Origin of the sequence: Pseudarthrobacter phenanthrenivorans, assembly GCF_000813845.1 — a bacterium.
Classification (GTDB): Bacteria; Actinomycetota; Actinomycetes; order Actinomycetales; family Micrococcaceae; genus Arthrobacter; species Arthrobacter phenanthrenivorans_B.
The window spans coordinates 38,797-58,490 of the sequence record NZ_JWTB01000030.1 but is presented as its reverse complement, the minus strand read 5'-3'; the positions used below and the strand labels follow the sequence as shown (position 1 = coordinate 58,490).

The 19,694-nt window shown below is 67.2% G+C and carries 18 protein-coding genes; 15 read left to right on the top strand and 3 right to left on the bottom strand.

Annotation, left to right across the window (positions count from 1 at the left end; translation table 11 throughout):
- Positions 1–21 precede the first annotated feature (21 nt).
- Entirely contained in the window at positions 22–585 is a 564-nt protein-coding gene (gene efp / locus RM50_RS15245) for an elongation factor P (protein WP_043454411.1), read from the top strand.
- Positions 585–995: a transcription antitermination factor NusB gene (nusB, locus tag RM50_RS15240; RefSeq protein ID WP_043454408.1), complete on the top strand. Its 411-nt coding sequence runs from the start codon at positions 585–587 to the stop codon at positions 993–995. The genes efp and nusB overlap by 1 nt, the downstream gene beginning before the upstream one ends.
- A gap of 85 nt (positions 996–1,080) precedes the next feature.
- Here the strand turns inward: nusB and RM50_RS15235 are convergent, their stop codons facing one another.
- Positions 1,081–2,361: a PrsW family intramembrane metalloprotease gene (locus RM50_RS15235; protein ID WP_043454405.1), complete on the bottom strand. Its 1,281-nt coding sequence runs from the start codon at positions 2,359–2,361 to the stop codon at positions 1,081–1,083.
- 178 nt (positions 2,362–2,539) lie between these two features.
- Here RM50_RS15235 and pyrR point away from each other — a divergent pair, with 178 nt between their 5' ends.
- The 13 genes from pyrR (at position 2,540) to RM50_RS15170 (ending at position 17,666) form a co-directional block, all read left to right on the top strand.
- Positions 2,540–3,127 carry a bifunctional pyr operon transcriptional regulator/uracil phosphoribosyltransferase PyrR gene (gene pyrR / locus RM50_RS15230; RefSeq protein ID WP_043454402.1) on the top strand — a complete coding sequence of 196 codons (588 nt, stop codon included), beginning with the start codon at positions 2,540–2,542 and terminating at the stop codon, positions 3,125–3,127.
- Entirely contained in the window at positions 3,124–4,149 is a 1,026-nt protein-coding gene (locus tag RM50_RS15225; RefSeq protein ID WP_043454400.1) for an aspartate carbamoyltransferase catalytic subunit, read from the top strand. The genes pyrR and RM50_RS15225 overlap by 4 nt, the downstream gene beginning before the upstream one ends.
- Positions 4,149–5,489 carry a dihydroorotase gene (locus tag RM50_RS15220; RefSeq protein ID WP_043454396.1) on the top strand — a complete coding sequence of 447 codons (1,341 nt, stop codon included), beginning with the start codon at positions 4,149–4,151 and terminating at the stop codon, positions 5,487–5,489. The genes RM50_RS15225 and RM50_RS15220 overlap by 1 nt, the downstream gene beginning before the upstream one ends.
- Entirely contained in the window at positions 5,489–6,007 is a 519-nt protein-coding gene (locus RM50_RS15215; RefSeq protein WP_043454394.1) for a hypothetical protein, read from the top strand. Before RM50_RS15220 ends, RM50_RS15215 begins: the two co-directional genes overlap by 1 nt.
- A complete protein-coding gene (carA, locus tag RM50_RS15210; RefSeq protein WP_043454391.1) occupies positions 5,988–7,289 on the top strand; it encodes a glutamine-hydrolyzing carbamoyl-phosphate synthase small subunit in 1,302 nt (433 codons plus the stop codon). Before RM50_RS15215 ends, carA begins: the two co-directional genes overlap by 20 nt.
- Complete coding sequence (gene carB / locus RM50_RS15205) at positions 7,289–10,603, top strand: carbamoyl-phosphate synthase large subunit (RefSeq protein WP_043454389.1); 3,315 nt, start codon at positions 7,289–7,291, stop codon at positions 10,601–10,603. The genes carA and carB overlap by 1 nt, the downstream gene beginning before the upstream one ends.
- A complete protein-coding gene (pyrF, locus tag RM50_RS15200) occupies positions 10,596–11,474 on the top strand; it encodes an orotidine-5'-phosphate decarboxylase (protein ID WP_043454387.1) in 879 nt (292 codons plus the stop codon). The genes carB and pyrF overlap by 8 nt, the downstream gene beginning before the upstream one ends.
- A 109-nt stretch (positions 11,475–11,583) precedes the next feature.
- Positions 11,584–11,901: an integration host factor, actinobacterial type gene (mihF, locus tag RM50_RS15195; protein ID WP_205622282.1), complete on the top strand. Its 318-nt coding sequence runs from the start codon at positions 11,584–11,586 to the stop codon at positions 11,899–11,901.
- Positions 11,902–11,946: 45 nt separating this feature from the next.
- Positions 11,947–12,540 (top strand): guanylate kinase, encoded by a 594-nt coding sequence (gene gmk / locus RM50_RS15190; RefSeq protein ID WP_043454382.1) that lies wholly within the window; start codon positions 11,947–11,949, stop codon positions 12,538–12,540.
- A 15-nt stretch (positions 12,541–12,555) separates the two neighbouring features.
- Positions 12,556–12,816: a DNA-directed RNA polymerase subunit omega gene (gene rpoZ / locus RM50_RS15185; protein ID WP_026264487.1), complete on the top strand. Its 261-nt coding sequence runs from the start codon at positions 12,556–12,558 to the stop codon at positions 12,814–12,816.
- Between the two features lie 39 nt (positions 12,817–12,855).
- The gene (gene coaBC, locus RM50_RS15180; RefSeq protein WP_043454379.1) at positions 12,856–14,091 is read left to right on the top strand and encodes a bifunctional phosphopantothenoylcysteine decarboxylase/phosphopantothenate--cysteine ligase CoaBC; all 1,236 of its coding nucleotides are present in this window, start codon (positions 12,856–12,858) and stop codon (positions 14,089–14,091) included.
- 114 nt (positions 14,092–14,205) lie between these two features.
- A complete protein-coding gene (gene metK / locus RM50_RS15175; protein ID WP_043454376.1) occupies positions 14,206–15,441 on the top strand; it encodes a methionine adenosyltransferase in 1,236 nt (411 codons plus the stop codon).
- An 89-nt stretch (positions 15,442–15,530) separates the two neighbouring features.
- Positions 15,531–17,666 carry a hypothetical protein gene (locus tag RM50_RS15170; protein ID WP_043454373.1) on the top strand — a complete coding sequence of 712 codons (2,136 nt, stop codon included), beginning with the start codon at positions 15,531–15,533 and terminating at the stop codon, positions 17,664–17,666.
- 25 nt (positions 17,667–17,691) lie between these two features.
- Here the strand turns inward: RM50_RS15170 and RM50_RS15165 are convergent, their stop codons facing one another.
- The gene (locus tag RM50_RS15165; protein ID WP_043454371.1) at positions 17,692–18,768 is read right to left on the bottom strand and encodes a glycosyltransferase family 4 protein; all 1,077 of its coding nucleotides are present in this window, start codon (positions 18,766–18,768) and stop codon (positions 17,692–17,694) included.
- Positions 18,765–19,694: an alpha/beta fold hydrolase gene (locus tag RM50_RS15160; protein ID WP_043454368.1), complete on the bottom strand. Its 930-nt coding sequence runs from the start codon at positions 19,692–19,694 to the stop codon at positions 18,765–18,767. The genes RM50_RS15165 and RM50_RS15160 overlap by 4 nt, the downstream gene beginning before the upstream one ends.

Here is a 19,694-nt window from a genome sequence, read left to right as displayed (position 1 = left end):
CGAAGAAACCAGAGGAAACCAGTGGCAACCACTAACGACATTAAGAACGGAACGGTCCTGAAGCTTGAGGGCCAGCTCTGGAACGTCATCGAGTTCCAGCACGTCAAGCCCGGCAAGGGCGGCGCCTTTGTCCGCACCAAGATGCGCAATGTGATGTCCGGCAAGGTTGTCGACAAGACGTTCAACGCCGGCCTCAAGATCGAAACGGCAACCGTCGACCGCCGCGACTACCAGTACCTCTACCAGGACGGCGCCGACTTCGTCTTCATGGACACCTCGGACTACGACCAGATCACGGTTTCCGGCGCAACGGTGGGCGACGCCACGAACTTCATGCTCGAGAACCAGATGGTCAACATCGCCATCCACGACGGCACCCCCCTCTACATCGAACTGCCGCCGAGCGTTGTCCTCGAAATCACCTACACCGAGCCGGGCCTGCAGGGCGACCGCTCTTCGGCAGGCACCAAGCCCGCCACCCTGGAAACCGGCTACGAAATCCAGGTCCCGCTGTTCATCGAGAACAACACCAAGGTCAAGGTGGACACCCGCGACGGCAGCTACCTGGGCCGGGTCACTGAGTAGTGAGCGCCCGCGGTAAAGCCCGCAACAGGGCACTGGATGTTCTTTTCGAAGCGGAGCAGCGCTCTGTTTCCCCGTTCGACGTGCTCCGCGCCCGCCGGGAAAAGACTGACCAGATCGTTAACCCCTACACCGTGGACATCGTTGAGGGCGTACTGTCCCGGCAGGCAGCCATTGACGAGTTCCTGGAGACCTATTCACAGGGCTGGAGCCTGGAGCGCATGCCGTCGGTCGACCGCATCATCCTGCGCATCGGCACCTGGGAGCTGCTGTACAACGACGACGTCCCGGACGGAGTCGCCGTCAGTGAGGCCGTGGCACTTGCCAAGACCCTCTCGACGGATGAGTCCCCGCAGTTCATCAACGGCCTCCTGGGCCGGTTGCAGCAGCTGAAGCCATCGCTGCTCGCATAGCAACCCAGCAACTACGGAAGGCCCCGCATCAGCGGGGCCTTCCGTTCGTTAACCCGCACAAACCGGGCATCCTCCCGGCCCGCGCCTATCCGCCGGCCACCGCGGCGCGCAGTTCAAGGATGTGCTGCAACTGCCGCCTTTCCTCAGCCTGGTGGAGCGGCACATCGCGTCCGCTCAGGATCCGCTGTCGGGTGTTGGCAAGCTGGGTGGCTGTCTTCAGGAACTGCTTCATCTGTTGTTTCCTGCCCGAGTCCGCAGCCCATGCCAGGGCCGTGCGGCGGCCGCCGCGGGTGGCCAGGAGCTGGACCTCCGCCGGCGTGAACCACCCCGCGGCCGAGTATTCCAGCAGCCGCTGGCGGGTCAGGCGCTTTTCGGCGACCCGCAGGAAGATGATGCCGCCCACGGCCAGAATGAAGATCGGCACCTGCACCACGATGTAGTCCAGCAGGAAGCCCTGGCCCATGCTGTTCCAGCGGTTGTGCAGGAACATGGCCGGCAGCAGGCCGACGAAGAAGGCCGCGATCGAGGCGCCCGTGTGCCAGCGCCTGGCCGCGAAGCCCATGATCAGTCCGGTGGTTCCGGTGAAGAGTGCATGCGCGAAGGGGGACATGACGCCGCGGAGGAAGAAGACCTGGGCGAAGTCGCTGGCCGGTGATGCGGATTCCGCGATGGCCCTGCCGAAGTACAGGATGTTTTCCGTGAAGGCGAAGCCGCCGGCGATGGTGAAGGCGAACACCACCCCATCCACTGGCCCGTCGAATTGCCGGCGGGCTGCAAGGAGCAGGATGAGCAGGCCGAGTGATTTGGCGAACTCCTCGACGACCGGCGCCTGCACCGTGGCCATATAGGTTTGCAGGTCAGGTTCGTCAGTGAACTGGAAGGCGATCACGAAGAACGGCTGGATGAGCAGGGTCACGGCAACGGCTACGGCCGCGCCCCAGGTGAAGGCGAAAAACAGCAGCCTCCTGGGTTCCGGCTCCCACCTGTCAATGATGTGCACCGCCGCCAGGACCACTGACAACGGGATGAGGGAAGCCAGGAAACCGATCACGAAACCGGCGGCGCCGGTGTTGGACAGCAGGAACGGCACCACCAGGAACAGGCTAAGGAACGCGAGCACACCGCCGGCGATGGTCAGCCCCACCAGCCCGTTGCGGGCCCTGGCCGAGTGCAGCACCTGTCCCTGGGCCTGCGGTGGGAACACGCCGGCCAGCGGCTGGCCCTGGTGCCCCGGCGCCGCACGGTAGTGCGCGGGATGCACATGGCCCATCCAGGTGGGGTTGGTTTGCTGCGGCAGGGGAGCGGACGGCCCCTGGTACGGGTCCTCCGGCAGGCCGGGCGAAGGTTGCTGCGGATACATCGGCATACCCGAAAGCCTAAGCTGGAGCCCGTGCACCACAAAGGAACCGGACGCCGGCCGGCCGGCGTGTGACCAGCACCGCGTTGGCCGGACACCTGCACCTGCGGGACCCTGTGGTAATTTTGAACCGCAAATGTTCCTTTTTTAATTCCGTCCTGTGAGGCGGGGAAAGGGGAGACGAGCGTTGACTTCTGTCACCAGCGCACCGGTTCCAGCCAGGGTTGTCCTCAGCCAGGCGGATATTGACCGGGCCCTCACTCGTATCGCCCATGAGATCCTCGAAGCCAACAAGGGATCCCGGGACCTTGTCCTGCTGGGCATTCCCCGCCGAGGCTATCCGCTGGCTGTCCGGCTCGCGGAAAAAATTGCCGCCGCGGACAACACTGTTGATGCCGCCGCCATTGTTGGCCAGCTCGACGTCACCATGTTCCGCGACGACCTTTCCCACCAGGGGACGCGTCCGCCCTACCCCACCCGGCTGCCCCGTACCGGCATCGACAACAAAGTGGTGGTGCTGATCGACGACGTCCTGTACTCCGGCCGCACCATCCGGGCCGCACTCGACGCCCTCGTGGACCTCGGCCGGCCCCGCATCGTCCGGCTTGCCGTCCTGATTGACCGGGGACACCGCGAGCTGCCCATCCGCGCCGACCACGTCGGCAAGAACCTGCCCACCTCATCCGCCGAAAAGGTCCGGGTCCGGCTCGAGGAGACGGACACCCCCGACGGCGGCACCCCGGTCAACGAAGTCGTGATCGAAGGCGGCGCATGAAACACCTCCTGTCCACCGGCGACCTCAGCCGTTCGAACGCCATCCGTATCCTGGACACCGCGGAGGAAATGTCCGCGGTGGGGGAGCGGGAAGTCAAGAAACTGCCCGCGCTGCGGGGCCGCACCGTGGTGAACCTCTTCTTCGAGGACTCCACCCGCACCCGCATCTCTTTCGAAGCCGCCGCCAAGCGCCTGTCAGCCGACGTGATCAACTTCGCCGCCAAGGGCTCGTCGGTATCCAAGGGCGAGTCCCTGAAGGACACGGCCCAGACTCTGTCCGCCATGGGTGCAGACGCCGTCGTCATCCGCCACTGGGCGTCCGGCGCACCGCACCGCCTGGCAGCAACGGACTGGATTGACGCAGGTGTCATCAACGCCGGCGACGGGACGCACGAACACCCCACCCAGGCCCTCCTCGACGCCTTCACCATGCGCCGGCATTGGGCCCGGCTGTCCGGCACGGGGTCGGAAGGAACCGACCTCAAAGGCCTGCGGGTGGCCATCGTGGGGGATGTCCTGCATTCCCGCGTGGCGAGGTCCAACGTCTGGCTGCTCCGTACCCTCGGCGCGGAAGTCACCCTGGTGGCACCGCCCACCCTGCTGCCGGTCGGCGTCGACAAATGGCCGTGCAGCGTCAGCTACGACCTGGACCAGACCCTGGCGAACGGTGTGGACGCCATCATGATGCTGCGGGTCCAGGGCGAACGCATGAACGCCTCGTTCTTCCCCAGCACCCGCGAATATTCCCGCCGCTGGGGTTTCGACGACAACCGGCTCCGGGCCCTGGACGACCTCGGCATGACGGACACGATCATCATGCACCCGGGGCCCATGAACCGGGGCCTGGAAATCAGTGCGGCCGCCGCAGACTCACCCCGTTCCACCGTCCTGGCCCAGGTCCGCAACGGTGTGTCGGTTCGGATGGCCGCCCTGTACCTGCTGCTCTCCGGGGACACCCGCGAACCAGCCGCCCACCGGGCACCGGCCTACGCCGCCGCCCCATCCACCAAGGAGAGCAACTGATGGCAGGCAACACCGGAACGTACCTCATCAAAGGCGCCGCCATCCTCGGCGGCGACCGGGCGGACCTGCTGATCCGCGATGGGATCATCGCCGAGATCGGCCAGGGACTGTCCACCGACGGCGCCACCGTCATTGACGCCGCCGGCCTGGTGGCCCTGCCCGGCATGGTGGACGTCCACACCCACCTGCGCGAACCCGGCCGCGAGGACGCCGAGACGGTGGAAACGGGCACCCGGGCAGCCGCCTTGGGCGGCTACACGGCAGTGCACGCCATGGCCAACAGCACTCCCGTGGCAGACACCGCAGGCGTCGTGGAACAGGTCTACACCCTGGGCCGCGCCGCCGGCTGGGTGGACGTGCGCCCCGTCGGTGCCGTCACCGTCGGCCTGGCTGGGGAGCGGCTCGCGGAACTCGGCGCCATGGCCGATTCCCGCGCCCGGGTGCGGATGTTCTCCGACGACGGCATCTGCGTCCACGACCCCGTGCTGATGCGCCGCGCGCTGGAATACGTCAAAGCGTTCGACGGCGTGGTGGCCCAGCATGCGCAGGAGCCCCGCCTTACCGCCGGGGCACAGATGAACGAAGGCGACGTCTCCGCCGTCCTCGGACTCACGGGATGGCCGGCGGTGGCGGAGGAAAGCATCATCGCCCGCGACGTCCTCCTGGCCCAGCACGTCGGCTCCCGCCTGCACGTGTGCCACGTGTCCACGGCCGGTTCGGTGGAAATCATCCGCTGGGCCAAGGAACGCGGCATCGACGTCACGGCCGAAGTCACGCCGCACCACCTGCTGCTGACCGACGACCTCGTGCGCAGCTACGACCCCGTCTTCAAGGTCAACCCGCCCCTGCGCACCGACGCCGATGTCCAGGCATTGCGCGCAGGCCTGGCAGACGGCACGATCGACGTTGTGGGTACCGACCACGCACCCCACCCCAGCGAGCACAAGGAATGCGAGTGGGCGCAGGCTGCCATGGGCATGACCGGGCTGGAAACGGCCCTGTCCGTGGTCCAGCACGCCATGATCGAGACCGGCCTGATGACCTGGGCTGACTTCGCCAGGGTCACCTCCACCGCAGCCGCGAAGATCGGCCGCCTGGCTGACCAGGGCCGCCCCATCGAGGCAGGAGAACCCGCCAACCTGATCCTGGTGGACCCGGAGGCGCGGTGGACGGTTGATCCCTTCACCATGGCCACGATGGGCCGCAACTCGCCGTTCAAGGGCCGCGAACTGCCCGGCAAGGTGGTGGCCACCTTCTTCAAGGGACACCCCACCGTCCTGGACGGCGCCCTCAACAGCCCGCACCCGGATGCCGCCGCAACACCGGCAGGCGTTGCCTGATGGACAAGATCCTTCCCGGACTTGCCATGCTGGCGGTGGCCGGCGTTGTGTTTGTCCTCATCGCCGTGGGGTGGCGCAACCGCCTGAGGCGCCAGTCCGACGTCGAACAGCTTCCCCAGGTGCCCGCCGCTCCCGGCGAGCCGACAGCCGCCGCCGAGGGGCAGTACGTGGCCACCACGACGGCCGGTGACTGGCTGGACCGGATCGCGGTGCACGGTCTGGGCATCCGCACCAACTCGACCCTCGCGGTCTACCCCCACGGCGTACTCTATGAACGCTCCGGCGCTCCTGCCCTGTACATCCCGGCGGCGTCCCTCACCGGCGTCCGGCAGGACAGCGGCATGGCAGGGAAGTTCGTGGAAAAGGACGGCCTGCTGGTGATCGCGTGGACGCACGGCAAGCATGAACTGGACACCGGCTTCCGGACCCGCCGCGCCGCGGACAAGGACGTGCTGTACCAGGCCCTTCAGGAATTGATTTCGTCAGCCCCAGCGGCTGGTGCCACCAGTGGAAAGTAAGACAGTGAAAGCGAATACATTGACAGCAACCACCTCCGCTCCTGTGTCAGCCCCGGCTGCGCTGGTTCTCGAAGACGGGCGCATTTTCCGCGGCACCAGCTACGGCGCCACCGGCACCGCCCTGGGCGAGGCCGTCTTCGCCACCGGCATGACCGGCTACCAGGAAACCATCACCGACCCGTCCTACGCCCGGCAGCTGGTGGTCCAGACCGCCCCGCACATCGGCAACACCGGCGTGAACAATGACGACGCTGAGTCCCGGCGCATCTGGGTGGCCGGCTACATCGTCCGCGACGCTGCCCGCCGGCCGTCCAACTGGCGCTCGGAGCGGTCACTGGACGAAGAACTGGTGGCCCAGGGCATCGTGGGCATCCAGGGTGTGGATACCCGTGCCATCACCCGGCACCTGCGCGAACATAAGACCATGCGCGCCGGGATCTTTTCCGGTGAAGCCGCCCAGGCCACGGACAAGGAACTGGTGGACGCCGTCCTGGCCAGCGCCCCCATGGAAGGCTCCCGCCTGGCCGAAGAAGTCAGCGTGGATGAAGCCTATGTGGTGGAACCCAAGGACCACGGCTGGGAGGGCGAGCCGCGCTTCAGCATCGCGGCGATCGACCTCGGCATCAAGGCCATGACCCCGGTCCGCTTCGCCGAACGCGGCGTCCGCGTCCACGTGCTCCCGGCAACCGCCACCCTGGCGGACGTCAAGGCCGTCAACCCGGACGGTTTCTTCATGTCCAACGGCCCCGGCGACCCCGCCACGGCTGATGCGCAGGTCAAGCTCCTCCGGTCGGTCCTGGACGAAAAGCTGCCCTACTTCGGGATCTGCTTCGGAAACCAGATCCTGGGCCGGGCACTGGGCTTCGGCACCTACAAGCTGCGCTACGGCCACCGCGGGATCAACCAGCCGGTCATGGACCGCCGCACCGGCAAAGTGGAAATCACGTCCCAGAACCACGGCTTCGCCGTCGACGCCCCCCTCGACGGACCCACCCAGGCGCCGGAGGGACGCTACGGCCGCGTCGAAGTCAGCCACATCAGCCTGAACGACGACGTCGTGGAAGGCCTGGCCTGCCTGGACATTCCGGCCTTCTCCGTCCAGTACCACCCGGAGGCTGCCGCCGGACCCCACGATGCCGCGTACCTGTTCGACCGGTTCATCGACCTCATGGCCGGCACACGGGACGGCAGGGACGCCAACCTGTCCAAGGAACCGGTTGACTCCGCCCACTCCGCCGGCGCTGACCACAAAAACGACAACAAGACTGAGGACAAGAAGTAATGCCGAAACGTACAGATCTCAAGAGCGTCCTCGTCATTGGTTCCGGCCCGATCGTCATCGGCCAGGCCGCCGAGTTCGACTACTCCGGCACCCAGGCACTGCGGGTCCTCAAGGAGGAAGGCCTTCGCGTCATCCTCGTGAACTCCAACCCGGCCACCATCATGACCGACCCCGAGTTCGCGGACGCCACCTACGTCGAGCCCATCACCCCCGAGGTCGTGGAAAAGATCATCGCCAAGGAACGCCCCGACGCCGTCCTGCCCACCCTGGGCGGCCAGACCGCGCTGAACACCGCCATCGCGCTGGACAAGAACGGCGTGCTCGAGAAGTACAACGTCGAGCTGATCGGTGCCAACATTGCCGCGATCGAGCTCGGCGAGGACCGGGAGAAGTTCAAGGGCGTCGTGGAGCGCTGTGGCGCAGAGTCGGCCCGCAGCCACATCATCCACACCATGGACGAGGCACTCAACGCCGCCGGCGACCTCGGGTACCCGATGGTGGTCCGGCCCTCCTTCACCATGGGCGGCCTTGGCTCCGGCCTGGCCTACAACGAGGACGACCTGCGCCGCATCGTCGGCCAGGGCCTGCAGTACAGCCCCACCAGCGAGGTGCTGCTCGAAGAGAGCATCCTCGGCTGGAAGGAATACGAGCTTGAGATGATGCGGGACAAGAACGACAACGTCGTTGTGGTCTGCTCCATCGAAAACTTCGATCCCGTGGGCGTGCACACCGGTGACTCCATCACCGTGGCACCGGCGCTGACCCTGACGGACCGCGAGTACCAGAAGCTGCGGGACGTCGCCATCGCCGTCATCCGTGAAGTCGGCGTCGACACCGGCGGCTGTAACATCCAGTTCGCCATCGACCCCAAGACCGGCCGCGTGGTGGTCATCGAGATGAACCCCCGCGTTTCCCGTTCCTCCGCGCTGGCGTCCAAGGCCACCGGTTTCGCCATCGCCAAGATCGCCACCAAGCTCTCGCTCGGCTACACCCTGGATGAGATCCCCAACGACATCACCCAGAAGACCCCTGCGTCCTTTGAACCCACGCTGGACTACGTGGTGGTCAAGGTCCCGCGGTTCGCGTTCGAGAAGTTCCCGGCGGCGGACAACACCCTCACCACCACCATGAAGTCGGTGGGCGAGGCGATGGCCATGGGCCGGAACTTCACCGAGGCACTTCAGAAGGCCCTGCGATCCCTGGAGCAGAAGGGGTCGCAGCTGGACTTCAGCAGCGTCCCCGAATGGGAAGTCGCCGACCTGATCGAGAAGGCCAAGCGCCCCACCACCGAACGCCTCCACCAGGTCCAGCGCGCCCTCCTGGGCGGTGCCACCGTGGAACAGCTCTTCGAAGCCACCAAGATCGATCCCTGGTTCCTGGACCAGCTCCAGCTGCTCAACGAGATCTCGCACGAGATCCGGCAGGCCGGGGCCCTGACCGCCGACATGCTCAAGCGCGCCAAGCGCCACGGCTTCTCGGACGAGCAGATCGGCTCCCTCACGCACAACTCCGAAGCAGTGGTCCGCGGCGTCCGCCAGGCCCTGGGCATCCGCCCGGTGTACAAGACCGTTGACACCTGCGCCGCCGAGTTCGCCGCCTACACGCCGTACCACTACTCGGCCTACGACGAGGAGGACGAGGTTGCGCTGCACTCCAAGCCGTCCATCCTCATCCTCGGCTCGGGCCCGAACCGCATCGGCCAGGGCATTGAGTTCGACTATTCCTGCGTGCACGCCTCCATGGCCCTGCGCAAGGCCGGCTACGAGACCGTCATGGTCAACTGCAACCCGGAAACCGTCTCCACCGACTATGACGTCTCCACCCGCCTGTACTTCGAGCCGCTGACGCTCGAGGACGTGCTGGAGGTCATCGCGGCCGAGGAACGCACCGGCGGCGTCATGGGCGTCTTCGTCCAGCTCGGCGGCCAGACTCCGCTGAAGCTGGCCCAGCAGCTGGCCGACGCCGGCGTGCCCATCCTGGGCACCTCCCCGGAAGCCATCGACCTCGCCGAGCACCGCGGCGCGTTCTCCCGCGTCCTGGACAAGGCCGGGCTGGTGTCGCCGAAGAACGGCACTGCCGTCTCCTTCGAGGACGCCAAGAAGATCGCCGACGAGATCGGCTACCCCGTCCTGGTCCGCCCGTCCTACGTCCTGGGCGGCCGCGGCATGGAGATCGTGTACGACGAGCCCAACCTTTCCCGCTACATCGCCAACGCCACCGAGATCACCCCGGACCACCCGGTACTGATCGACCGGTTCCTGGAGGACGCCGTCGAAATCGACGTCGACGCCCTCTACGACGGCACCGACATGTACCTGGGCGGCATCATGGAGCACATCGAGGAAGCCGGCATCCACTCCGGCGACTCCGCCTGCGTCCTGCCGCCCATCACGCTGGGCAGCAACGTCATCGAACGCGTCCGCACCGCCACCCGCGCCATCGCCGAGGGCGTGGGCGTGCGCGGCCTGATCAACATCCAGTTCGCGCTGGCCTCGGACGTCCTGTACGTCCTGGAAGCCAACCCCCGCGCGTCCCGCACCGTGCCGTTCGTCTCCAAAGCCACCGGAGTCCAGATGGCCAAGGCCGCCGCCCTCATCGGCACCGGCGTGACCATCGGGCAACTCCGCAGCGCCTACAAGATGCTGCCGGAAACCGGCGACGGCTCCACCCTGCCGCTGGATGCCCCCGTGGCCGTCAAGGAAGCGGTGCTGCCGTTCAGCCGGTTCCGCACCCTCGAGGGCAAGGTGGTGGACTCCCTGCTCGGACCCGAGATGCGTTCCACCGGCGAGGTCATGGGCATCGACAAGCACTTCGACACCGCCTTCGCCAAGAGCCAGGCAGGCGCCAACAACGCCCTCCCCACCGAGGGCAAGGTGTTCGTCTCCGTGGCCAACCGGGACAAGCGTTCGGTGATCATGGGCGTCAAGCGGCTGTCGGACCTGGGCTTCGAGATCGTGTCCACCGGCGGCACCGCGGACGTCCTGCGCCGCAACGGCATCCAGGCCACCCCGGTCCGGAAGGTCGCCGAAGGCAGCAGCGCCGAGGGTGAAGGCACCATCGCCGACCTCATCGTCGCCGGCGAAATTGACATGGTCTTCAACACGCCGTCCGGCGGCGAGGCGCGCAGCGACGGCTACGAACTGCGCGCAGCGGCAACCTCCATCGGCATCCCCTGCATCACGACGGTGGCCGAGTTCAACGCCGCCGTGCAGGCCATCGAAGCCATGCGCACCTACGAATGGTCCGTCACCAGCCTGCAGGAACACGCCGCAGCCCTCGCCGAATCGCAGAAAGCGGCCCTGCAGCATGCCTGAGCAGGAACCCGGCAACCAACCGGCGGCACGCGCCGGCCGGGAGTCCTTCGGCTCCCGGCTCGGCGCGGCCATGGCCGCCCGCGGTCCCCTCTGCGTCGGCATCGACCCGCACCCCGCACTGCTGGGGAGCTGGGGACTTGACGACGACGCCGCCGGGCTCCGGCGCTTTTCGCTGACCGTCCTGGAGGCCGTGGCGCCGCTCGCTGCCGCGGTCAAGCCCCAGGTGGCACTTTACGAACGCCACGGATCGGCCGGGATGGCTGTCCTGGAGGAGGTCCTGGCCACGGCACGGGACGAGTCGGTGCTCAGCATCGCCGACGCCAAGCGCGGCGACATCGGTTCCACCATGGCCGCCTACGCCGACGCCTGGCTGCGGGACGACTCCCCGCTCGCAGCGGACTCCGTCACGCTCAGCCCCTACCTCGGGTTTGAGTCGCTGCGCCCGGCGCTTGACCTCGCAGCGGAAACAGGCCGCGGCGTGTTCGTGCTGGCCCTGACCTCCAACCCGGAGGGCGCCTCCGTACAGCATGTCGGCGGGAAGGATTCCGTGGCCCGCAGGATCACCCTTGCGGCCGCCGCGGAGAACTCGCGGTACGCCGGAGCCCTGGGTTCGGTAGGCCTGGTGGTTGGTGCCACCGTGGGCGGTGCCCTGGCGGACCTCGACCTGGACCTTTCGGCCGTCCGCGGCCCCATCCTGGCCCCGGGCCTCGGAGCCCAGGGCGCCACGCCTGCGGACCTCCGGGCCACGTTCGGTGCGGCATATCCGCTGGTCCTTGGCACGTCCAGCCGCGACATCCTCTCGGCGGGCCCGGCAACCGGCGGACTCCGGGACGCCGCCCTGCGGACCCTGGACGGACTGCGCGGACAATAGCGGCAATTGTGCCAATGCATTGATTCGGGCTGCACCAGAGGGTAGTTTCAGGACAGGTCCAAGGGCGGCCGCCCTTGGATGAATTCCGCCGACTTCGGGGGTGTCCGTGATGGTCCTGCGACCCTTATCCGCATCCGAAAGGGCCGACGCCCTGGGCAAGGCGGCAGCAGCCAGGGCCACGCGGGCCGCCGCCAAGGAAAGCCTTCGGAACGGCGACAGATCCGCGGCGGACATCATCAGCTCCGCGCTTGAGGACGACGCCCTGGCCCGCATGAAGGTTTCGGAACTGCTCGAAGCCCTTCCCGGCATCGGGAAAGTACGGGCTGCGGCCATCATGCAGCAACTGGGCATCGCCGCGTCCCGCCGGGTCCGCGGCCTCGGCGTTCACCAGCGCCGGGCGCTGGTAAATTTTATAGACGAGCATTGAGGCAAGCTGATCCTGCCTTCCCCCCGACCGCTGCAAAAGGAATACGTGAGCAAGAAACCTGGACTGACAGTCCTCGCAGGTCCGACGGCTGTTGGCAAAGGCACCGTGTCCACCTACATCCGGGACAACTACCCCGAGGTTTGGCTGTCCGTTTCAGCCACCACCCGGGCGCCCCGGCCCGGAGAGGTGGACGGTGTCCACTACTTCTTCAAAACCAAGGAGGAGTTCGAACAGCTCATCGCCGATGGTGAACTCCTGGAATGGGCCGTCGTCCACGGTCAGAACACTTACGGAACCCTGAAGAGCACCGTGAACCAGGCCATTTCGGAGGGCCGCTCCGTGCTGCTGGAAATCGACCTGCAGGGTGCGCGCCAGGTCAAGGCCGCCGTTCCGGACGCCCAGTTCGTCTTCCTGGCCCCGCCCACCTGGGACGAAATGGTCCGGCGCCTGGTGGGCCGCGGCACCGAAACGCCCGAGGAACAGCAGCGGCGCCTGGAAACCGCTAAACTGGAACTTGCTGCTGAACCGGAGTTCGACCACACCGTCATCAATGACGACGTCCGCCGGGCAGCGGACGAGCTTGTTTCACTCATGGGGCTGACACCGCATCCACACCTGCCGGAACCGTCAGCCCGCTAGGAATTTGGAGAATTCGTGTCCACGAACCTTGAAGGCATCATCAACCCGCCGATCGACGACCTGCTGAAGGTTGCTGATTCCAAGTACGGCCTGGTGATCTTCGGTGCCAAGCGCGCTCGTCAGATCAACGCTTACTACGCCCAGCTGCACGAGGGCCTGTTCGAATACGTCGGACCCCTCGTTGACACCAAGCTGAACGAGAAGTCGCTGTCCATCGCCCTGCGCGAGATCAACGAAGGCAAGCTGGTTTCCACGCCGATCGAAGCCGCAGAGTAATCCTGCCGCTGGAACTGACTTGCTGTTGACGGAGGTCACGTGCGCATAGTCCTCGGAGTCGGGGGAGGGATTGCCGCCTACAAGGTGGCATCACTCCTCCGGCTTTTTACTGAAGCCGGCCATGACGTCACGGTGATCCCCACCGAGGCGTCCACCCGCTTTATCGGCACCGCCACGTGGGAGGCGCTGTCCGGCAATCCCGTCAGCAACAGCGTTTTCGACGACGTGCACCTGGTCAACCACGTCCGCCTGGGCCACGAGGCAGACCTGGTGGTGGTTGCACCCGCCACGGCCGACCTCCTGGCCAAAGCCGCCACCGGGCAGGCGGGGGACCTGCTCACCAACACCCTGCTGATGGCGCATGGCCCGGTACTGTTCGCTCCTGCGATGCACACCGAGATGTGGCAGCATGCCGCCACGCGGGCCAACGTGGAAACCCTCCGCAGCCGGGGCGCCGCAGTCCTGGAACCAGCATCGGGGCGGCTGACGGGCGCGGACTCCGGTCCGGGCAGGCTTCCCGAACCCCAGGTGATCTTCGACGCAGCCATGGCCCTGGTCCACGGGCAGTCCGACTACCAGCTGCCGCTGGCCGGGCGTACGGTGACCATCAGCGCAGGCGGAACGCGCGAACCACTGGACCCGGTCCGCTTCCTCGGCAACCGGTCCTCCGGCAAGCAGGGCGTGGCGCTGGCCGTCGCTGCCCGGAATGCAGGCGCCACGGTGCGCTTGCTGGCCGCCCACATGGATGTTCCGCCGCCGGCCGGCGTCGAGGTTGTCCGTGTGGAAACTGCCCTCCAGCTCCGGGAAGCGGCGCTGGACGCGGCCGCCCGGTCCGACGTCGTCATCATGTCGGCTGCCGTGGCCGATTTCCGCCCGGCAGAGGTTTCGGACACCAAGATCAAGAAGCGGGATGACGCCGCGGATCCGGTCATCACCCTGGTTCGAAACCCCGATATCCTGCACGAACTCGTTGAGCAGCGCAACGCAGGGGCTGCCCCCGCCGGGCAGCTCATTGTGGGCTTCGCAGCTGAGACGGGCGACAGCCAGGGCGACGTCCGCTCCTACGCCGAAGCGAAGCTGCAGCGGAAAGGCTGCGACCTGCTGGTGGTGAACCACGTGGGGACGGACAAGGTCTTCGGACAGGATGCCAATTCGGTGGTCATCCTCTCGCGCTCCGGCTCCGAACCACAGGAGGCCGCGGGAACCAAGACCGAGGTTTCGGAAGCCATCATCAGCCGCATCAGCTTTGAACTGAACCACGTTTCCTTCAACTGAGACTGGGCCAGCCAGCTGACCGTTCCGCCCCCGCCTGGCGTGTTTCCGGCCACCTTTGCTTAGCACGGGGACATCTCCGGACGGGGGACCAACACCAACCAGTAAGGTAGTTGAGTGACTTTACCGCTGCACCTTCCCCAGACCCATGGGGCCACGCCCTCCGCACTCCGGCTTTTCACGTCCGAGTCGGTCACCGAAGGCCATCCGGACAAGATCTGCGACCAGATCAGTGACGCCATCCTGGACGCACTGCTTGCCGCGGACCCCGAATCCCGCGTGGCGGTGGAGACCATGGCCACCACCGGCCTGGTGCACGTGGCCGGCGAAGTCACCACCGACGCCTACGTCGAAATCCCGCAGATCGTCCGCGAGACCATCCTGGGCATCGGATACGACTCCTCAGCCAACGGCTTCGACGGCGCCCGTTGCGGTGTGTCCGTGTCGATCGGCCAGCAGTCAAACGACATCGCTGGCGGCGTCTTCAATTCCCTCGAGGCGCGCGAAGGCCGCCAGGAGGATGACTACGACCTCCAGGGCGCGGGCGACCAGGGGCTCATGTTCGGTTACGCCAGCGATGAAACGCCGTCGTTCATGCCGACCCCCATCTGGCTGGCCCACCGGCTCTCCGAACGGCTCACGGAAGTACGCAAGACCGGCCAGCTGCCCTACCTGCGGCCCGACGGCAAGACCCAGGTGACTGTCGGCTACGACAAGGACGTCCCCGTCTCGGTCGAGACCGTGGTGATTTCCAGCCAGCACGCAGAAGGAGCGAGCCTGGATCAACTGCGCGCCGACCTCGCCAAGGTCGTGATTGAGCCTGTCCTGGCGGGGGCCAACCTGGATATCTCGCGCGCCGCGCACATCCTCAACCCCGCCGGCGAGTTCGTTATTGGCGGACCCGTCGGTGACGCCGGCCTCACCGGCCGCAAGATCATCGTCGACACCTACGGCGGGATGGCCCGCCACGGCGGTGGCGCATTCTCCGGCAAGGATCCGTCCAAGGTGGACCGCTCGGCCGCCTACGCCATGCGGTGGGTCGCCAAGAACGTGGTGGCTGCAGGCCTGGCAAAGCGTGCCGAGATCCAGATCGCCTATGCCATCGGCCAGGCCCGGCCGGTGGGGACCTATGTCGAGACGTTCGGCACCGAGACCGTCGATCCCGCCCGGATCAGCCAGGCGATCGCGGAAATCTTCGACCTCCGGCCCCGCGCCATCATCGACGCCCTGGACCTGAAGCGGCCCATCTATGCCAAGACCGCCGCCCACGGGCACTTCGGCCGTGACGAGCCGGACTTCACCTGGGAGCGCCTGGACCGGGTGGACGAGCTGAAGGCCTTCTTCAACGCCTGACCCGTTACGTACAAAGCACGGGGCACCAATGTCAGTGCCCCGTGCTTTGCTGTTCCTGTCCACCCGGCAGCCGAACGGAGGAAACCGCCATGGCCGCTGACAGTTCCGCCCAGCCGTCACTGCTGCAGGGTTTTCCTGCGCGGTCAGTGTCCGGCGGCGTTGCGTTGGCGGAGCACTTTCCGGTGGCCCGCGTCCTCATTGAATCCCCGCTGCCGCACCTGGACCGCCCGTTCGACTATGCGGTCCCGGCTGAGCTCGACGCTGCCGCGCAGCCGGGCGTCAGGGTAAAGGTCAAATTCAACGGCCAGGACCTCAATGGATTCCTCCTGGAGCGGGTGGCAGAGTCCGACGCCGGACACACCCTGGTGCCGCTGGCCAAGGTCGTGTCCAACGTTCCTGTCCTTACCTCCGCCGTCCGCGACCTTGCCTCCGCCGTCGCCGTCCGGTACGCCGGCACCGTCAGCGATGTCCTCCGCCTTGCGGTGCCGCCCCGCGTGGCCAGGCTGGAAAAGGACTATCCCGCCTCACTGGACAGCGCACCCGGGAGCCAAAGGGACGGCGTACAGGACGAACCCGGGGCGGAGGGTGGACCGGACGCTTCGGTTGCTCCCGTGCCGGCAGCCTCCGCTTATCCCGCCTGGGCCACATACCGCACCGGCGGGGCGTTCCTCCGGCACCTGGCGGCGGGCGGAGCCCCACGGGCCGTCGTCAACCCACTGCAGGGATACGGTCCCGGCGGATGGCCGCAGCTGCTTGCCCAGGCTGCGGCCGCCGCCTACGCCGCCGGCCGCGGCGCCCTGCTGGTGGTACCGGATTACCGGGACCTGGACCGCCTCCAGGACGCACTGAAAACCCTCGTACCGGAGGACGCCATCGCCCGGCTCACCGCCGACGACGGGCCCACACCCCGGTACCGGAATTTCCTGCGCCTGCTGGCCGGCAAAGCCAAAATTGCCATCGGTACGCGCTCGGCCGCCTTCGCTCCGGTGCAGGACCTGGGCCTGGTCGTCTGCTGGGACGACGGCGACGACCTCCACATCGAGCAACGGGCGCCTTATGCGCACGCGCGCGAGGTCCTGCTCCTGCGGGCCGGGCAGGAAGGCACGGCCTGCCTCCTCGCGGGGCACGCCCGCAGCACCGAAGTCCAGCGGCTGGTCGAGGCCGGCTGGGCTGTCCCCATCGACGCCGAGCGCGCCGTCCTCCGCCGGACCGTCCCCCGGGTGGTCAACACTGCCGACAGCTTCGAGCAGGAACGCGATCCGCTGGCCACCATCGCCCGGCTGCCACATGCCGCCTGGCAGGCCGCCAAGGAAGGGCTGGAGCGCGGCCCTGTCCTGGTCCAGGTGGCGCGGGCCGGCTACGCGCCCTCGCTGGTGTGCGAAACGTGCCGTGAACCCGCCCGCTGCGGGCATTGCCAGGGCCCCCTCGCACTGGCAGGGACGTCCGCGCTGCCCCAGTGCCGCTGGTGTTCCACCCCTGCCCCGGACTGGAAGTGCTCCTCCTGCGGAGGCCGGCGGCTTCGAAAAGGGGCTACCGGGGTCCTGCGGACAGCTGAGGAATTGGGCCGGGCGTTTCCGGGCACAACAGTCATCACCTCATCGGGGGACCAGGTCAAAGCCACCGTGGGAGCGGCCAAAGCCCTGGTGGTGGCAACTGTGGGTGCCGAACCTGTGGCGGCCGGCGGATACGCGGCCGCCCTGCTGTTGGACGGGGACTCCCTGCTGCGCCGGGAGACCCTGCGCGCAGGCGAGGACACCGTGCGCCGCTGGTTCAATGCCGCATCCCTTGTCCGTCCCGCCACGGACAGCGGGCTGGTGGTGGTGACAGCGACTGATACCGCTGCCACCGGGGCGCTGCTCCGCTGGGATCCGGCCGGCTACGCCCGGCGTGAGCTGCAGCTCCGGACGGAACTCCAGCTTCCCCCGGCAGTGCGGATTGCGTCCGTCACCGGGCCCCGCACCGCCGTCGAGCACTTCACCGGGGCAGTCGAGGCTGATCTCGCCGGGTCAGGCATCACTTTGCGAACGGCGGGCCCGGCACCGCTGCTGCTCAGCACAGCCCCGTCCGGCCGGCGCCCGGCGGAGGACGTCCGGACGCTGCTGTTCTTTCCGTACGGCCAGGCCGCCGCCGTCGTCCGGGTCCTCCGGGCCACGCGCGCCGCCGTTGCCGCCAAGCGGACCACGGACCCGGTCCAGTTGCGCCTCGACGGCGTGGACGTCCTCTAACGCCGGACGTTGGCGAAGGCATTTCCTAGCGGCGCCTTTTCGCCACCACCTCATGCGCGGCGTCCACCAGCTGGCGCGCCGACTCGTCCCAGCTGAACTCCCCGGCCCGGGAGATCGAGCGCCGGGAGATGTCCTGCCAGTGGTCGTCGTCCCCCAACTGTCCTACGGCGTCCGCAAACTGCTCCGGCGACTCCGGGTCCACGTAAATGGCGGCATCGGCGCCGACCTCCCGGAAGATTGGGATATCGCTGGCAACCACCGGGGTGCCGAGAGCCATGGCCTCCACCAGGGGCAGGCCATATCCCTCCGCCCGGGACAGGCTGACCAGGGCTGTTGCCTTCCGCAGCAGCCCGTCATACTCGTCATCGGTGACGCCGTTGTGGAACACCACGTCGGCGCCGGCAGGGACAATGCGTTCCAGTTCGGCCCGCCGCTGCGGCGTGATCCGGCTGAGCAGATGAAGGGTGTAGCCGGGCAGCCCGGCCATGCCCTTCACCATGGTTTCCACGTTTTTGTACGGCATGAACGAACCCATGTAAATGATGGTCTTCTCCGCTCCGTCAGCCGGATTGCGGGGTTCCTGCGCCGGCTGGGGAGCGTTGGCGATGATGCGGACAGGGCGGCGGGTCAACCGGTATTTGGTAATCAACGCCTCGGTGGTCCTGCTGATCGTGGCTACGGTGTCGGCCCGGTTGAGCAGCAGCCGCTGGGGCCAGAACGCTTTGTGGTAAAGGCGCCAGAGGAGCCGGACGGGGGCCGGCAGGAAGCCCGGGGGAGCGGGGTGCTCGTAGTAGATGAGGTCATGCAGGGTCAGGATCAACCCGTACTTCCGCCCCCACGTACCCATGGTCTGCATCGGGCAGACCACCACGTCCGCCCCGATGGCATTTACCTTCCGCGCCACGAACAGTTCCAGCGGCGAGAGCGGGCTGCCGATGAGTGTGTACGGCACGTCCGGCAGCAGCGCGAGTTGGCGGACATCGGAGACCAGCATGGAGACGTCCGCGATCTTCGCCGTGGCGGCGATCAGGCTGGCCCCGTAGCGGCTGATGCCGTCGTGGTGGTCGGTGCGGGTGAAACGCGCATCAATGACAATCTTCACGCGGGATGGTCCTTCAGGAAGCTGCGGATGTACTGGGCTGCCGGCTCCGGCGTTTCGTAGTGGATCAGGTGTCCGACGCCGGGAATCACCTTGAGTTCACCGTCCGGGAGCCGTTCCAGGAGGCGGTGCTGGCTGGGAAGGGTGGCGATCTCATCCTTCTCGCCGGCGATCAGCAGCACGGGGAGGTCCAGCTGCCCCGCCACTTCCGCCACATGGTGGCTGACAGAGGCCGTGAACGACTCAAGCAGGCTGTCCCGGTCAGCAAAGGAACTGAAGTAGGCGTGGTGCTGGCCATGGATGAAGGCCCGCAGCCCGCGGTCCCTGGTCTTCGCCATGGTTTCGCTCATGATCCGCACGATCAGCGGATTGCGCAGCAGCGCCAGACCGGGCCGGCGGGGGAGCCGGGCCGCCAGCCGGTAGTACAGCACGGCGAGGCGCGTCATCACACCTTTCGGGCCCTCCAGCGCCGGCGCTGCGATGGGGTTGATCAGGATCAAGGGGTTCACCGCGCCGGGATGGCCGGCCACGAAGTGGGCCGCCACGATGGATCCAAAGGAATGTCCCAGCAGCACGGTGTCCGGCCCCAGGCCCTGCGCGGCCATGAAAGCGGCGATGAATTGGCCGTAGCGCTCCACCGAATGTGTGCCGGTGGGGAAGGCGTCCGAGCCGCCAAACCCGGGCAGGTCCGGCATGATGATGCGCATGTCCGGGAGCTGGTCGGCCACCCGCAGGAGCCCGTGGTGGTCGCCGCGGAAGCCGTGGACCACCAGGATGGTCCGGGTCTCCGCCGTGGCTTCCGCTGGCTCGTAGGTCCAAAAGGCAACGGTGCCGCCGTCGAACGTCAGGGTGGAAGCAGACGTGCGGGCGGAAAGCCCAGCGCTCAGGTAGGCGGGCGCAGGGGAAGACCCGGCTTTCACTGTGAACAT

Excerpts from the sequence above, each read along its gene's own strand:
- RM50_RS15235 (WP_043454405.1), bottom strand. The coding sequence starts at position 2,361 with ATGCCGATGTATCCGCAGCAACCTTCGCCCGGCCTGCCGGAGGACCCG.
- RM50_RS15225 (WP_043454400.1), top strand. The coding sequence starts at position 3,124 with ATGAAACACCTCCTGTCCACCGGCGACCTCAGCCGTTCGAACGCCATC.
- RM50_RS15220 (WP_043454396.1), top strand. The coding sequence starts at position 4,149 with ATGGCAGGCAACACCGGAACGTACCTCATCAAAGGCGCCGCCATCCTC.
- RM50_RS15215 (WP_043454394.1), top strand. The coding sequence starts at position 5,489 with ATGGACAAGATCCTTCCCGGACTTGCCATGCTGGCGGTGGCCGGCGTT.
- carB (WP_043454389.1), top strand. The coding sequence starts at position 7,289 with ATGCCGAAACGTACAGATCTCAAGAGCGTCCTCGTCATTGGTTCCGGC.
- pyrF (WP_043454387.1), top strand. The coding sequence starts at position 10,596 with ATGCCTGAGCAGGAACCCGGCAACCAACCGGCGGCACGCGCCGGCCGG.
- mihF (WP_205622282.1), top strand. The coding sequence starts at position 11,584 with ATGGTCCTGCGACCCTTATCCGCATCCGAAAGGGCCGACGCCCTGGGC.
- RM50_RS15170 (WP_043454373.1), top strand. The coding sequence starts at position 15,531 with ATGGCCGCTGACAGTTCCGCCCAGCCGTCACTGCTGCAGGGTTTTCCT.
- RM50_RS15160 (WP_043454368.1), bottom strand. The coding sequence starts at position 19,694 with ATGTTCACAGTGAAAGCCGGGTCTTCCCCTGCGCCCGCCTACCTGAGC.